We start from the raw sequence: 13,983 nt of genomic DNA on the forward strand, positions 1-13,983 counted from the left end.
AGCCATGAGTACTGCCGACATCGTCGAAGTGTGGAACGGGCCGGGACGTCGCGACGGCGTGCTGACACCGGTCGAGCCCCGGCACAACGCATTACATCCGTCGTCGAGCACACTGGCTTTCGAACACTGGTACTTCGACGCGCACCTCGACACCGGGCACGTGGTGATCGGGTTCCTGATCAAACGCAGGCCCGAGGATCTGCCCCTGGCCAGGCCCTGGGTGGAGATGATGGTCTATTCGCCCGACGGCACCTTGCGTCAGGTGTCGCAGCGCTACCCCCGTTCGGCCACCTCGTTCTCGGCCGAGGGCTGCGACGTGCGCATCGGTCAGAACACCGCACGCACCGTGTCCGACGTTGACGGGCAGGTGACCCACCACCTGCGGATGGCCGAGGGCGGCATCGAGTTCGATCTGCGATTCCACAACGAGGTACCCGGCTGGATGCCGGGCAAAGGTGAAACCCGCTTCGGTACCAAGGATTCCTTCGGCTGGATGGTCGGCGCTCCCCGAGCGCGGGTGAGCGGCACGATCGAGCTCGACGGCGTGCGGCACGTGGTCACCGGGCGTGGCTATCACGACCACAACTGGGGTGTCGGCGACATGAAGAAGATCATCGAGCGCTGGCACTGGGGTCGGCTCTATGTCGAGGACTACTCGCTGCTGTTCGCCTCGGTGCTGACCCAGCAGCGCAGAGGCGGACACGAGATCAGCCCGCTGATGCTGGCCCACCACGACCAGATCGTGCTGTCCACCGGCGAGACCCGGCTCACCGAGGGGCCGGAACGCTTCGATGTGACCGCGGGACGCACCTATCCCGAATGGGTGGAACTGCATGTACCGGATCAGCTCGACCTCCGGTTGGACGTGGTTCGCGTCATCCACGCCCACGACCTGCTCGACGATCTTCCGGTGGTGCGATCGCGGGTGGTCAAGCCGCTGATGCACCGATTGGTCGGGCACCCCGGCTACTTTCGGTTCGAATCCACCTTCGACCTCAGCGTGCGCACCGACGCGGGAACGCAGCGACGAACCGGTTCGACCCTGCACGAACTGGTCGCGCTGACCTGACCGGCACTCGTGCCTGGACGATCAGCCCGGTTCCTGTCCGCTGGTGATGAATCGGAAGAACTCGCGGCGTTGCTCCTCGGTCGGCACGGGCAGGTTCTGGTTGCCGTGCACGAAGCCGATTCCGGCGAAACACATCAGACCCGCGCGCATCTGGGCCTGCTCGGTCGAGAACCCCATGTCGACGAGGGTGTCGGACAGCGTGTGAAATATCCGCTGATCCAACGCTTTCACAGCCTCGGCCACCTTGGCGTTCGTCCGGGCCCAGTCCCGGACCGCGAGCTCGACCTGCCAGACCCGTTCCCCGGTGAGCAATTCACCCATGCGGGCCAATCGCTGCTGGGGTGGCAGCTCGTCGAGGTCGTGGAAGCCGCGCGCCGCGTCGTTGTGGTCGGCGCACCAGAACTGCGCGGTGGTCTCCAGGAGCTGATCGATGCCGTCGAAATGCCAGTAGAAGCTGCCCTTGGTCACGCCGAGTTCGTCGCACAGGGTGGAAATGGTGATGGCGGCGACGCCGTTTCGCAGCAGCAGGCCGAGCGCGGCGGACGTCCAGTCCTCGACTCCGAGCCTGCGTGTCCCGCGACCGGCCGCCGCCGCCTTGCGCTTGGACACCGGCTCGGCCGGTCGCGAAGCCCTGGTCCCTCCGGTCATGGCCGCCTTCCGTGTGCGCGTCGAGGCCAGCTTATCGCGCGGCGTACGGCGTGCCGGCCGACGACTGGATACACACTGACTGGTCGGTAACAGGGTGCGCGGCGAGAGGTAGCGCCCCCAGGGCGAATTCTGCGGCGATTCGCACTCTGTGCGGGCACGTACTCTGTTGAGTGCCTGCACATTTGGTGACCGTAGACCGTAGGATGGAGCCTGATGGACCACACGGACCCTTTCCCCCGCCCTATTCCCGTCACGGTACCGAAGCTGCTAGTGGGCTTAGGGTCAGCGTTGGTCGTCGCCGCGGCAATCGCATCCTTCACCTTCACCTCCACCCTCGCGCGGGTAGCCGGAGTTCCCGAGCACCTGACCTGGCTGTGGCCGGTGGTCGTCGGTCTCACCGTCGCGCTGGTCGCCTGCACTTTCATCACATTGGTGGGCATCCGGGACGAGAAGGCCACCTCGCTGGTGCGGGTCTACGAGTTGTTGCTCGTGGCCGCCGTGCTGTCGAGCATCTGCGGAAACCTGCTGTCGATCTCGCGGGATCCGATCGAGATGGGAACTCTCGGCACCGCGATCGTGGTGTCGGTTCCCCCGATCTGCCTGATGATCTGCGTCGGTAACTACCTGCTGCTCACGGCGGTCGTTCCCGTCCGCATCGTGGCCGCGATCCGTGAGGACGACTGGCGGCTGAGAGTCCTTGGCATCCCGAGTGAGTCCCCGCCGTCGAAGGAGTCGACCCCCACCCGCCACGACAGCGACTGGTGGGACCAACACCGCAGCGAAGCGCGAACTCCACCGGCGACACCGAGGACCCGGACGTAGCGAACCGGCTGGAGGCCACGGTCCTCGCCGCATCGACCTCAGGTCTGTGTGTGCGGGGACCGAGGCGCGATGCGGAGCAGTTGCTTGCCGAGGTTGCGCCGACCATGCATGCCGGTCTTTCGACCAGAATCCACTGGCGATTCACCCGGCGACGTCGTCATCCGAGTTGTCGGCGCCGGACTCAGAGCGGGGCGCTGCGCCACCAGCGGTCGTAGAGGTCCTGGCCCGAGGCGCCGCCCGAGACTCCGAGGGCGCACCGGGAGCGGGTGCCGTTCTCGAACTCGATCAGCATCTCGCCCGTCGGTCCCGCGATGCCTTGCGTGTCGTTCCAGCGGGCATGTCCGCGACCGCTGGGCCGTTGCCAGTTCTCCTCGCCGACGAAAACCGCGGTGGCGGAGGAGACGTAGCGCTCCGCCGGTTCGTCGGTTCCGCAGGTGAGCAACAAGCGGAACACCGGGTTCTGGTCACCGTTGCAGGCGAGTGCGTTCAGCGAATCGCGGGTCTGGCGCGCGTCGATGGGACGTTGGTTGCCGTCGACCGCGCTGCAGCGCAGGCCTTGGTAGCCGCTGTCTGCCTGGGTTTTCGGCAGCAGTTCGGGGAAAGCGTCGACGACCCACTGGTGGGCCGCCCAGGAGTTCGGGTCGATCGGTGCCGTCGACGTGGCCGCAGCCGTGCTCTCGTCGGGCGAATCACGGTTCAGCACAACCACACTCGTGACGACTGCCGCGAGCACCGCCGTCAGCGTGCCGACCACGATGCCGAGGCTACGGCGACGTGCCGGTGCACGCTCGGCCACCGCCACCGCTTCGGTGGGGACGCCGAGGGCGGCGGCTGCATCGGCGGCCAGCGCGCCGCAGCTCGGATAGCGCCGCTGCGGATCCTTGGCCAGTGCGCGGGCGATCACGTCGTCGATCCGCCGCGGCAGCTCCCCGGACACCGCGCTCGGGCGGGGCGGCGGGTCGTACAGGTGTGCCGCGATCACCGCGTCGACACTCGGTCGCGGGAACGGTTTGGCACCGGTCAGCAGTTCGTAGAGGGTGCAGCCCAGTGCGTAGACATCGGCACGGTGATCGATCGCCGTGCCGGTGAGCTGCTCGGGGGCCGCGTAGGCGACGGTCGCCAGAATCGTTCCGGCCTGGGTCAGCGTCGTCGCGGCCGCGGCCTTGGCGATACCGAAATCGGTGACCGCGACCCGATCCGGTTGTCCCGGAATGGATTCGACCAGAATATTGGCCGGTTTGACATCGCGGTGCAGCATCCCGGCCCGGTGCGCGTGATCGAGTCCGCGAGCCACCCCGGTGACCAGATGCGCGACACGGTGCGCAGTGAGCGCGCGGTCGCGCAGCAGCGTGGCGGCGTCGGGGCCGTCGATGAAGCGCATCGCGATCCACAGTTGACCGTGCTCGATGCCACGGTCGTAGACGCCGATGATGTTCGGATGGTCCAGCCGCGCGGCGAGTTCGGCTTCGCGACCGAAGCGCGCCCGGAACTCGGGGTCGGCACCGAATTCCGCGGACAGCACCTTCACCGCGTCGCGACGCGGCAACCGGGGATGGGCGGCGACGTAGACGGTGCCCATGCCACCGACACCGAGAACCCGCTCGATCCGGTACCCGGCGAAGACCGTGCCCGGCGGCAGCGGACGGCTATTCACTGCGCACCAGCAGCGCGTACTGGGCAGCGCTCTGCTGCCTGGCGTGCGCCGGACTCCGGCCGAGGACCGAAGCGGTGTACCGGCCGTAGAGCACATGGCAGTAGACCTGGGACGGCGATGCCGGGTGCTGATCGAGGTCGTTGCAGTAGACATCCGGCACGCCGACCGGTGTGTCGATCAGGGTGGCGGGATCGGCGGCCTGCCGCTCCTTGGTGAAGACCCGGCGCGCGGTGACCGCGTCGGGAAACCGTTCGACCAGATTGTTCCCGTTCACGGCGACGACTTCGATCTGATCCTGAAAACCGAAGTGCTTCATCAGCCGGGTGGCTCGTGGACCGAGCACGACGCCGCCGATGGCGATCGAGGCCGACCAGCCGGCATTGGCGTCGGTGTCGGCGGTGATCACCGTCGGCGTAGGCCAGTGCCCGGCGCCGAAGGGAAGCACCCGCGCGAGCATGCCGTCCCGGTCGAGCGGCAGGTCGGCGAACCGGTCCGGCGCGGTCGGCTGGAAATCCTGCAGCCGGGGGAGTTGGACGTCGAAGGTCTTGCGCACCATGGCGAGCAGCGCGGCCTGGTCCGGGCTGGTGTGCGCGGCCAGCACGCTGACGACGAACGACCCGTGCGCGAGGGTGGCCGCCATGGTCGGCACGGTCGGGCGCCAATGCGCGAACGCCCCCGGGTACTCCGCGATCCGCACCGCGACGTTGTCGGCGGTGACCGCGGCGTCGGTGGCGTTCATCTGCCTGGCCGCCAGCCGCGCCTTCGTGTCGTCCGGGAAGCGCAGCAGCAACACGGTGAGCAAACGGGCGGAGCCGATCTCGGGTGCTTTGCCACGGAAGTTGACATCGCTGCCACTGACCGCGAATCCGGCGAGCATGTCCTGGGATTCGAGCACGTCGCGGACCGGTTCAGCCAGAATTCCGGCTGCTTTCAACGGTGTCGGCAGCGGCGCGGTCCGGTTGGAGATGCCGTTGGTCAGCGTCGGATCGACCTCGATCGGATCGAGCACCGCCTCACCCATCCGCACCGATTCCAGTATCCTGCCGTACTTCTCGGTACTCGAGGTCGGCGGCGTCATCGGGTCGACGCTGTTCGAACCCACATCGAGGGCGGCCAGGTCGAGTTGCTGGGGTACGGGTTCGCCGGGACGCACGCACCCGCACAGCACCGTCAACGCCGTGGCCAGGACAGCCACGGTTCGGATTCGCTCACCACGTGTGAACATCGGCTACCCCTGTCCCAGTGGAGCGTCCGGCCACCAGCGCTCCCACAGCACCGAACCCGAGGTGCTGCCGGAGATACGCAGCCTGCAGAACTGCCGGTCGGGCCCGTCGAACATCACGTCGAGCCGGCCGATGTGTGAGCCGTCGTCGCCCGTGATGGTTCCCCATCGCACCTTCCCGCTCGCACCGTCGCGTGTCCACAGCTCCTCGCCCTCCACCGCCAGATTCACTGTCCACGCCGGAATCTGGGTGCGATCCGACCGGCAGACGACCGAGAGGGTTTCGACCGGGTTCCGGTCACCGAGGCACAGCACACCGCCGACATCGACCTGCTGATCGAGCGCGAGCACATTGCCGTCCTGGTCGATGTGCAGACAGTTGTTGACGTCCTGGTATCCGACGGCAAGCGGTGCGACCGGCAGCAGGTTCGGCAAGGTCTCAGCGGCCAGGGCGGCCGCGCCCCACGCGTCGGAGTTCGTGGCGACCCGGGTCGGGGCAGCGGCACCGGAATCCTCACCGGCGAACCCCGTCGCCAGCGAAATCGCCGCCGCCACAGCCACAGCGGCAGCGATCGCCACGCCGGTCAGGAGTCGGCGCGGCGCGGCGGAGGTCTTCGGTACGCAGGCCGCGCGCGCGGCAGCGGCCAGCTCACCGCAACTCTGGTAGCGCTGTGAAGGGTCCTTGGCCAGCGCGGTGGCGATGACCGTATCCAATTCGGCCGGCACCCGGCCGTTTTCGAGCGACGGCCGGGGCGGTTCGTCGGACAGGTGCGCGTACATCACCGCCGCGGGACTGCTGCGCGGGTACGGGACCGTCCCGGTGAGCAGCTGATAGAGCGTGCACCCCAGCGAGTACACATCGGCGCGATGATCCACCGGGTCGCCGTTGATCAGCTCGGGCGCGGCGTAGGCCAGTGTCGCGGTGAATCCCGCACCCTGGCCGAGGGCTCCGTCACCTTCGGCGGTGCGGGCGATCCCGAAGTCGGTGACCAGCACCCGATCCGGTTCCCCCGGTTCCGCGGTGAGCAGCAGGTTCGCGGGCTTCACGTCACGATGTTGCAGGCCGACCCGGTGGATCTCGTCGAGACCGTTCGCCGATTCGGTCACGATGCGCAGCGCCCGCTCGACCGGAATCGCGGTCTCCTGCCGGATCAGCTCGGCGACATCGCCACCGTCGACGAACTGCATCGCGATCCACAGGCGGCCGTCCTGCTCACCGCGATCACGGACCGCGACGACATTCGGATGTTGCAGCCGCACAGCGACTTCCGCTTCGCGCAAGAACCGCGCGCGGAATTCCTCGTCGTCGGTGTACCGGTCGGACAGGATCTTCAGCGCATCGTGCCGGGGGAGCCGAGGGTGGCGCGCGAGGTACACCTCGCCCATGCCACCGGCACCGAGTCGCCGTTCGATCCGGTACCCGGCGAACTCGTCGTCAGAACGGAGCATCTGCCCACCACCGGTCGTAGAGTTCCTGGCCCGTTGTCGCACCGATCACGACGACCATGCAGAAGTTCCGGGTCGGTTCGTCGAATCCGACGCCGACCAAGCCGAGATCGCCGGTGGACACGGTCATGGTCGACCACGTCACCCGGCCACGCCCGGTAGCGCGTTCCCACTTCTGGTCACCGAGAACCACGGCACCCGGTTCGTTCACGAGGATGAAGGGGTTCCGGTTCGTCGAACAACGCACGTCGACATCGCGGATGGGGTTGTTGTTGCCGGTGCAGGCGACGCGCGCGACTTCGTCGGGCATCAGGTCCAGATCGGCCGGCCCACCGGAACCCACCGCCATGGCAGCGCATCGAATGCCCTGATGTCCGGTTCGGGTCGGGGTGGCGGGCAGCAGCCCGGGCAGCGCGTCGACGATGAAGGCATAACGCCCCCAGGTCACCCCGGCGCTGCTGGTCGGTGTGACGGGACTCGCCGTCGAATCGTCGGGGTCACGGACCACCGCCACGGCGACGGCGAGTGCCACCACCAGCATGATGACGGCCGCTGCCACGGCGGTGTACCGCAGCCGCGGATTCGCCTGCCGTGGTGACTGTTTCGGCGCGGGTGCGGCAGGGCGTTCGGTGATGGGCGGCGGAACGGCCGCGACCACGGTGTGATCGGCCGCCACACCGAAAGCACCCGCGGCCGCGGCGGCCAGTGCACCGCACGACGAATAGCGCTCGTCGGGGTTCTTCGCCAGCGCACGGGCCAGCACCGCGTCGATCGCGGGCGGCAGTTCCGGCCGAAGGGCGGTGGCCCGCGGCGGCGGTGCCATCAGATGCGCCTGCATCACCGCGACCACCGAATCGCGGGGGAACGGTTTCGTGCCGGTGAGCAGTTCGAACAGGGTGCAGCCCAGGGCGTAGACATCGGCGCGATGATCCACGCGCTGTTCGGTCAGCTGTTCCGGCGCCGCGTAGGCGAGCGTCGCCACGACCGTCCCGACCGCGGTCAGCGCGGTGCCGTCACCGGCGGCCCTGGCAATGCCGAAATCGGCGACCAGCACACGATCCGGTGCGTCCTCGACCGGCTCGAGCAGGATATTGGCCGGTTTCACGTCGCGGTGCAGGAGGCCGTGGCGGTGCGCCTCGTCCAGCCCGCGCGCGGTCTCGGTGACGATGTGCACGGCCCGCGCCGGCGGTATCGGCGACTCGTGGCGCAGTAGCGCGGCCACGTCGGTCCCCGCCACGAACTCCATCGCGATCCACAGCCGGCCGTCGTGCTCGCCGCGGTCGTGCACCGCGACGATATTCGGATGATCGAGCCGGGCGGTCAGTTCGGCCTCGCGCAGGAAACGCGCCCGGAATTCCTCGCCCGCACCGGCATTCTCGGGCAGTACCTTGATCGCGTCGCGGCGAGGCAGTCGCGGATGGGCGGCCACGTACACCGTGCCCATGCCGCCGGAGCCGAGCACCCGCTCGATCCGGTATTCGGCGAAAACGGTTCCCGGGGGAAGGGTTTCGGTCATCGCCTCTACTCGCTGTTCACCAGCAGCGCGTACTGCGCGGCCGCACGTTGCAGGACATCCTGGTAGTCCCGGCTGAAAACGACTCCGACATAGCGGCCGTATCGAAGGCGGCAGCTGAACTTGGTCATCGGCGAGTTCTTCATCGACTCCGCGCAGTTGATGTCGACCATGCCCTTCGGTGGTGGAACGACGAATTGGTCGTTGTTGTCGGGCAGGTTGGCGAAGAACGCGGTCGCGGTCGCCGCGTCGGCGAAGCGCATCAGCCGGTCGTATCGGTTGAGGCCGACCAATTCGGCGACCTCGCGGGTGGGTTGGTAGAAATGGCCCGCCCGCGGACCGAGAACGATGCCGCGCGCCTGCACCAGGCTTTCCCACCCCGCGACTTCGCTGAAGTCGCCGAGAATCACCACCGGATACGGCCAGCGGCCCGGTGCCTCGGGCACCATGCGTCCCAGCATGCCGTCACGGTCGAGCGGCAGGTCGGCGAATTGCTCGGGCGGGGTGAGCACGATATCGCGCAACATCGGCCGCTGTTCCTCGAAAGCCTTGCCCGCCAGCGTTGTCAGCGCGGGGAGGTCGGGCGAGGTGTGCCCGGCCATGACCGTGACGACGAACGAGTCCATGGCGATCGTCGCCGCCAGCGTCGGCACCGACGGACGCCAATGCGCGCGCGCCGCCGGGTGCCCGGGGATCGAGACGGCCACGTTGTCCGCGCTCACCGCGGCGTCGGCGGAGTCGATCTCCTGCGCGGCCAGTCCCGCGGCCGCCGCATCGGGAAATCGCAGCAGCGTGACCTGCAGAATTCGGCCACTGCCGATCGAGAACTCGGTGGAAGTATCGGTGGCGCCGACGGTGTAGCCGGCCAGCATGCCGTGGCGCTCCAGGACCGCCCGCACCGGATTGGCCAGCAGCGCCGCCGCTTTCGCGGCGGTGGGCAGGGGGTCCGAACCGGACTTCGTGCGGGGTACGGTCAGTGCCGGGTCGACCCTGGCCGGATTGGCCATGGCCTCGCCGAGCCGAACCGATTCGACCACGCGCCCGTGATACTCGCTGCCGTGTTCGGGCGCGCGCAACGGGAAGCGGCTGTAGGGGCCGACATCGAGGGTGGCGGGATCGGGCACGGGCGTCGGATCACCGGTCACCGTGCAACCCGAGGCCGCGGCGAGGATCACGCCGAGGGCGACCGCGAGGGGCGCGAGTCTCATAGCGGTGCCTCCGTCCACCAGGCGGCCCGCAGCTCGGTGCCGTTCTGCGCACCGGTGACGACGATGTAGCAGAAGCTGCGGTCGGGATCGTCGAAGTACAGCCGCAGGTAACCCGTGAGCTGCGGGGCCTTGTAGAGGTCGAGATAGGTTCCCCAGTGCAGATTTCCGTGGCTCGACGGCCTGGTCCACTGTTCGTCGCCCTCGGCGCGATCGTAGGTCGGCGGCGGGGCGATCGGCGAGCGGTCGGCGTTGCACACGAGTTCGATCGTCTGCACCGGTTCACGATTGCCGAAACACATGATCCGCCCGGTCGGGACGAAGACATCGACGGGCAGGTCCCGCATTTTCTCGTCGGAGGGCCTGCACCCCCACATCTCCTGATATCCGGTCCCGAACTGTGAAGCGGGCAGCAGCTCCGGAAATGCTTGTGCGACATAGGTGTACGCGCCCCAGGAGACCGGGTCTACCGCGGTTTGTGGACCGAGCGCGATCGCGGTCGGTGCGTGTTCGGTGGACCCGGTTCGGGTGACGCCGAGCACCCCAGCCGTCAGCGCGATCAAAACCGCGGCGGCCAGCGCGCCGTAGACGAGCGGGCGCCGCCGGGTGGGTGCCCGGACCGCGGCCAGCCGGACCGTCCCCTGCGCGGCGGCGGACGCGGCCGCTGCCAACGCACCGCAGGACGGATACCGGTCGCCGGGGTTCTTCGCGAGCGCGGTCGCGATCACCTCGTCGAATCCGGGTGGGAGCCCGGGCTTGCCGAGTGCAGGCGGCGCTTCGTGCAGGTGGGCGTACATGACCGCGGCCGGGGTGTCGCGGGGGAACGGCACCGACCCCGTCAGCAGTTCGTAGAGCACACAGCCCAGCGCGTACACATCGGTTCGGTGATCGATCGCCCCGCCGTTGATCTGCTCGGGCGCGGCATAAGCCAGGGTCGCGCTGAGCCCGGCGCCGGTCGAATTCGTGGGTGCGTCAGCGGGTCTGGCGATGCCGAAGTCGGTGATCAGCACGCGGTCGGGGCGGCCGTCCTGTTCGGCGACAAGGATATTGGCCGGTTTCACGTCGCGGTGCAGCACCCCTTTGCGGTGCAGCAGATCGAGTCCCTTGGCGGCCTCGGTGATGATCCTGACCGTCCGGTCCAGCGGCAGCGCGCCCGGTCCACGGCGGATCAGCTGGGCGAGGTCGACACCGTCGACGTACTGCATCGCGATCCACAGTCGGCCGTCGTGCTGACCGCGATCGCGCACCGCGACCAGGTTGGGGTGGCTCAGCCGGGCCGCGATCGTGGCCTCACGCAAGAAGCGCTCACGGAACACCGCATCGCCGGAGTGCTTGTCGGACAGCACTTTCAGCGCGTCCTTGCGCGGCAGCCGCGGATGACCGGCCAGATAGACCGTGCCCATACCGCCCATGCCGAGGCGTCGCTCGAGGCGGTACCCGGCGAAATCCATGCCCTCAGAAACAGTCAACCGTCGTGCTTCCCGAACCGATCGGCGCCGGGACCCTTCCGGCGCGAGTCGACCGACCCATGGTCGACCGGCCGACTATAACCCGACTGGTGGCCGGGTCACCGGTCGATAGTTCGAGTACTTTGGACGTGGTTCTCGGTGTGCGCCCCAGCAATTCGGGGCGTGCGCGCCGCGAGCGCGCACGGCACGGTGGGACTATGAACAAGCTCGCGGCGTCGTCCGCACTCGCTCTCTTCCTGCTCGCGTCCGCCGTCGGCGCGGGCTCCGCGCACGCCCAGCAGCCGGTGGCGGACACCGGCTCGTCGAGTCTGGACGTGCTCTGCAGCCCGGTCGGCGGCCTGCTGGTCGCGGTGGGCAGCGCCGAGAATCCGTACGGCCCGCTGCTCGTGGCGGTCTGCCTCAACCGGTGATCAGGCCGGTGTCAGCTTGGTGACCGTGCCGAGAAAACTGGTGACGTACAACGACTTCGGGTCCCAGCCGGGGCCGGATCCGAATCGTGCCGACGAGGACAAGGGCAGGCCGTCGGCGATCGCGCAGGTTCGGCCGGTATCCACATCGACCTGCTGGACACTGCCCGCGACGTTGAGGGTGACGTAGGCCTTGCCGTCCTGGCCGACGGTCAGATCGTCGGCCGAGTTCAGTGGTCCGATGCCGGGAATCACAGCCTGTCGCGGCGGGCTTTCGGGATCGGCGTAGTCTACGGCGGCGATGACCGAGGTGGGGTTGAACGTCGTCGAGACGATGAGCCGGTTGCGCTGCGCGTCGAACGCGAGGCCGTTGGTAGAGCTCAGTGTCGGCGCGTACGGTGTCGCGATGTTGTCGGGGGTGACCCGGGTCAGGGTGCCGGCGCCGATGTCTCTGCTGACGACGAAGTCGCCGTTCGGCAACTGCGCTAACCCGTTCGGCATCGTGAGACCGGAGGCCACCGTCTTCACGGTGCCGCTGTCGAGATGCAGGGCCTGAATCGTCCCGTCGGCGCGGTCGGTGAGAGCGGCGGTGACGCTGTTGCCCGTCGTGAAATACGCGGTGTCGCCGATAGTCAGGATCGAGCCGGGGCCCTCGACGTCGGTGAGGGCGACAGATCGCGAGCCGTCGGCACCGAGGCGTTGCAGGGTGCCGGCCGACCCGGTGGCGGATTGCTCTGCCAGCAGCAGATCTCCGCGACCGTCGAACCCCAGGTTCTCGAGTATTCCGTACCCCGCCGCGACGGTGTGCCGAGCCCATTGTGCGCACGAAACCGGTTCGGCGGACGCGGTCTGCGCGGTGGGAAGGACGGCGGCTGTCGCGGTGACCGCGATCGCGGTGAGCGCGCGAGACATGGTGGGGGAGAGGGGCATCGGATTCCTCGGGGTCCGGGTCGGCAGCTCTGCCGTTGTCGGAGGCGGTGTTGTCGACGAGATCGGGCCCAGCCTAGGGGGACGGTCGTGGAACTCGCACCGAAACAACGGATCGGCCGTGGACGTCGGCGACGCCGCGGTGGGGCAATGAAGCCGGAGGTGCGGCAGGCGTCCCCAGCCTCACAGGTTGCCCGCTTCGAGGATGGTCAGCAGTCGGTCGGCCGCGTGGCGCGCTCGGCGAGTGATCTCTTCGGCGTCGGGCTGCGCTGCGCCGAGTAACGCCTGGTCGAAGAGCCCGGCCTTCAGCAGTCCGCCGAACACCGCGGCCGCCTCGTAGTTGTCGGCGATTCGCCAGCCCGACTGCTCGCGCCACCGGTCCAGATAGGACGCGAAGATCAGGCCGCCGCGGCCGAGGACTTCCCGCCGATAGATGCGCCCGAGTTCGGGAAAACGATCCGCGTCGTGAGCGACCACCCGGTAGAGCGCGAGCTGCTCGTCGGAGAGGGCATGGCGAAGGTACTCCTCGCCCGCGCGAGCCAAGCCGACCTCGGGCGGATCGGTGTACCAGGCGGGGTCGCGGGAGGTGTCGCCTTCGGGTGCGCAGAGTCCCGCGATGACGGCGGTGAAGAGCTCGTCTTTCGTCTCGAAGTGGCGGTAGAGGGTCTTGATCGAGACGCCGGCGTCGTCGGCGATCTTGTTGACCGAGCTCGCGGCGTATCCCTCGTCGAGGAAGGCCGTGCGCGCGGCCGCGACGATCTGGGCACGCTTGCGCGCCATCAGCCCGGCCTTGGGATCGTCTGTCGCCCACGTTCTGACCATGTGTCCGCCTTCCGTCTTGACCGACCTTACGACAGTAGTTACTGTCGTTTCAAACAACAGTAACTACTGTCGTGAGGGTGGGTTGTCCGAGTGGGCGATCGCGATCTCGAGCGACCACACAGAGGCGGGGCTCGGAACATGAAACTGGTGGTCTTCGGTTCGACCGGGATGGGCGGCAGCGCCGTTGTCGCGAAAGCGCTCGAACGCGGGCACGACGTGACAGTCCTCGCTCGTTCCCAGACAAGCGCCGACAAAGCGCCACACGGCGTTCGCGTCGTGCGCGGTGACGCGTTGGACCCGGCGGCCGTCGAGCGCACGCTGGACGGCACCGACGCCGTGATCCAGTACCTGGGTGTCGGCGGACTCGGTGACGGCAAACCCAATGACCTCGTACCGGATGCCACGCGGGTGATCATCGAGAAGATGCGCGAGCGCGGCATCGAACGACTTGTGTGCGCGAGCAACATGGGGCTGCCCGGTTCCGGTGCGGTGCTTTTCCGTCGCGTCCTGGTGCCGCTGTTCGCGCGTCGGCTGCCGCCCATTCTCGACGCCAAAGTGGCGATGGAAGCCCAGCTCGAGGCCAGTGAGCTGGCGTGGACAGCCGTGCGTCTCCCGGCCTTGAAAGCGGTGTCCGACAAGGGAACCGTCAAGGTCGACGCGAGCGGGCGGGCGACGGGCTACTCCATCACCTGCGGCGATGCCGCCGACTTCATGCTCGACATCATCGAGCGGTCCCAACACCTGCGCGCAGCGGTCGGCATCGCCAACTGACAGCTCAC

13 protein-coding genes are annotated in these 13,983 nt (G+C 68.2%); 4 read left to right on the forward strand and 9 right to left on the reverse strand.

Annotated elements, in window-relative coordinates; translation table 11 throughout:
- Nucleotides 1–4: 4 nt before the first annotated feature.
- Nucleotides 5–1,069, forward strand: a complete 1,065-nt coding sequence (locus tag ACFTS5_RS13575; RefSeq protein WP_378630713.1) for a lipocalin-like domain-containing protein — start codon at nucleotides 5–7, stop codon at nucleotides 1,067–1,069.
- Nucleotides 1,070–1,090: 21 nt separating this feature from the next.
- Here ACFTS5_RS13575 and ACFTS5_RS13580 read toward each other — a convergent pair whose 3' ends face one another.
- Complete coding sequence (locus tag ACFTS5_RS13580; RefSeq protein WP_378630715.1) at nucleotides 1,091–1,717, reverse strand: TetR/AcrR family transcriptional regulator; 627 nt, start codon at nucleotides 1,715–1,717, stop codon at nucleotides 1,091–1,093.
- A gap of 270 nt (nucleotides 1,718–1,987) precedes the next feature.
- On the opposite strand from ACFTS5_RS13580, the gene ACFTS5_RS13585 reads away from it, so the two are divergent.
- Nucleotides 1,988–2,539, forward strand: coding sequence for a hypothetical protein (locus tag ACFTS5_RS13585; RefSeq protein WP_378630716.1), 552 nt, complete (start codon nucleotides 1,988–1,990; stop codon nucleotides 2,537–2,539).
- Nucleotides 2,540–2,720: 181 nt separating this feature from the next.
- On the opposite strand, the gene ACFTS5_RS13590 is transcribed toward ACFTS5_RS13585, so the two are convergent.
- The 6 genes from ACFTS5_RS13590 to ACFTS5_RS13615 are packed head-to-tail and all read right to left on the reverse strand — an operon-like array spanning nucleotide 2,721 to nucleotide 11,048.
- Nucleotides 2,721–4,193, reverse strand: coding sequence for a serine/threonine-protein kinase (locus ACFTS5_RS13590; RefSeq protein WP_378630718.1), 1,473 nt, complete (start codon nucleotides 4,191–4,193; stop codon nucleotides 2,721–2,723).
- Entirely contained in the window at nucleotides 4,186–5,418 is a 1,233-nt protein-coding gene (locus tag ACFTS5_RS13595; protein ID WP_378630719.1) for a hypothetical protein, read from the reverse strand. Before ACFTS5_RS13595 ends, ACFTS5_RS13590 begins: the two co-directional genes overlap by 8 nt.
- A gap of 3 nt (nucleotides 5,419–5,421) precedes the next feature.
- The gene (locus ACFTS5_RS13600; RefSeq protein WP_378630721.1) at nucleotides 5,422–6,864 is read right to left on the reverse strand and encodes a serine/threonine-protein kinase; all 1,443 of its coding nucleotides are present in this window, start codon (nucleotides 6,862–6,864) and stop codon (nucleotides 5,422–5,424) included.
- The gene (locus tag ACFTS5_RS13605; protein WP_378630723.1) at nucleotides 6,851–8,377 is read right to left on the reverse strand and encodes a serine/threonine-protein kinase; all 1,527 of its coding nucleotides are present in this window, start codon (nucleotides 8,375–8,377) and stop codon (nucleotides 6,851–6,853) included. The genes ACFTS5_RS13600 and ACFTS5_RS13605 overlap by 14 nt, the downstream gene beginning before the upstream one ends.
- A gap of 5 nt (nucleotides 8,378–8,382) precedes the next feature.
- On the reverse strand, nucleotides 8,383–9,582 hold the full coding sequence (locus tag ACFTS5_RS13610) for a hypothetical protein (RefSeq protein WP_378630724.1): 1,200 nt from the start codon (nucleotides 9,580–9,582) through the stop codon (nucleotides 8,383–8,385).
- Nucleotides 9,579–11,048, reverse strand: a complete 1,470-nt coding sequence (locus tag ACFTS5_RS13615; protein ID WP_378630726.1) for a serine/threonine-protein kinase — start codon at nucleotides 11,046–11,048, stop codon at nucleotides 9,579–9,581. Before ACFTS5_RS13615 ends, ACFTS5_RS13610 begins: the two co-directional genes overlap by 4 nt.
- 197 nt (nucleotides 11,049–11,245) lie before the next feature.
- Here ACFTS5_RS13615 and ACFTS5_RS13620 point away from each other — a divergent pair, with 197 nt between their 5' ends.
- Entirely contained in the window at nucleotides 11,246–11,458 is a 213-nt protein-coding gene (locus ACFTS5_RS13620) for a hypothetical protein (protein WP_378630727.1), read from the forward strand.
- On the opposite strand, the gene ACFTS5_RS13625 is transcribed toward ACFTS5_RS13620, so the two are convergent.
- The gene (locus tag ACFTS5_RS13625; protein WP_378630729.1) at nucleotides 11,459–12,385 is read right to left on the reverse strand and encodes an SMP-30/gluconolactonase/LRE family protein; all 927 of its coding nucleotides are present in this window, start codon (nucleotides 12,383–12,385) and stop codon (nucleotides 11,459–11,461) included.
- Between the two features lie 180 nt (nucleotides 12,386–12,565).
- Nucleotides 12,566–13,204, reverse strand: a complete 639-nt coding sequence (locus ACFTS5_RS13630) for a TetR/AcrR family transcriptional regulator (protein WP_378630730.1) — start codon at nucleotides 13,202–13,204, stop codon at nucleotides 12,566–12,568.
- Between the two features lie 138 nt (nucleotides 13,205–13,342).
- Between ACFTS5_RS13630 and ACFTS5_RS13635 the strand changes: the two genes are divergently transcribed.
- Entirely contained in the window at nucleotides 13,343–13,975 is a 633-nt protein-coding gene (locus ACFTS5_RS13635; protein ID WP_378630732.1) for an NAD(P)-dependent oxidoreductase, read from the forward strand.
- The last annotated feature ends 8 nt before the right edge of the window (nucleotides 13,976–13,983 follow it).

This window comes from Nocardia sp. NPDC056952 (assembly GCF_042674185.1).
Taxonomy (GTDB): domain Bacteria; phylum Actinomycetota; class Actinomycetes; order Mycobacteriales; family Mycobacteriaceae; genus Nocardia.

What these genes read in the sequence shown, in the direction of transcription:
- ACFTS5_RS13595 (WP_378630719.1), bottom strand. Translation starts at nt 5,418, where the DNA reads ATGTTCACACGTGGTGAGCGAATCCGAACCGTGGCTGTCCTGGCCACG.
- ACFTS5_RS13630 (WP_378630730.1), bottom strand. Translation starts at nt 13,204, where the DNA reads ATGGTCAGAACGTGGGCGACAGACGATCCCAAGGCCGGGCTGATGGCG.
- ACFTS5_RS13635 (WP_378630732.1), top strand. Translation starts at nt 13,343, where the DNA reads ATGAAACTGGTGGTCTTCGGTTCGACCGGGATGGGCGGCAGCGCCGTT.
- ACFTS5_RS13580 (WP_378630715.1), bottom strand. Translation starts at nt 1,717, where the DNA reads ATGACCGGAGGGACCAGGGCTTCGCGACCGGCCGAGCCGGTGTCCAAG.
- ACFTS5_RS13620 (WP_378630727.1), top strand. Translation starts at nt 11,246, where the DNA reads ATGAACAAGCTCGCGGCGTCGTCCGCACTCGCTCTCTTCCTGCTCGCG.
- ACFTS5_RS13605 (WP_378630723.1), bottom strand. Translation starts at nt 8,377, where the DNA reads ATGACCGAAACCCTTCCCCCGGGAACCGTTTTCGCCGAATACCGGATC.
- ACFTS5_RS13610 (WP_378630724.1), bottom strand. Translation starts at nt 9,582, where the DNA reads ATGAGACTCGCGCCCCTCGCGGTCGCCCTCGGCGTGATCCTCGCCGCG.
- ACFTS5_RS13600 (WP_378630721.1), bottom strand. Translation starts at nt 6,864, where the DNA reads ATGCTCCGTTCTGACGACGAGTTCGCCGGGTACCGGATCGAACGGCGA.
- ACFTS5_RS13625 (WP_378630729.1), bottom strand. Translation starts at nt 12,385, where the DNA reads ATGCCCCTCTCCCCCACCATGTCTCGCGCGCTCACCGCGATCGCGGTC.
- ACFTS5_RS13575 (WP_378630713.1), top strand. Translation starts at nt 5, where the DNA reads ATGAGTACTGCCGACATCGTCGAAGTGTGGAACGGGCCGGGACGTCGC.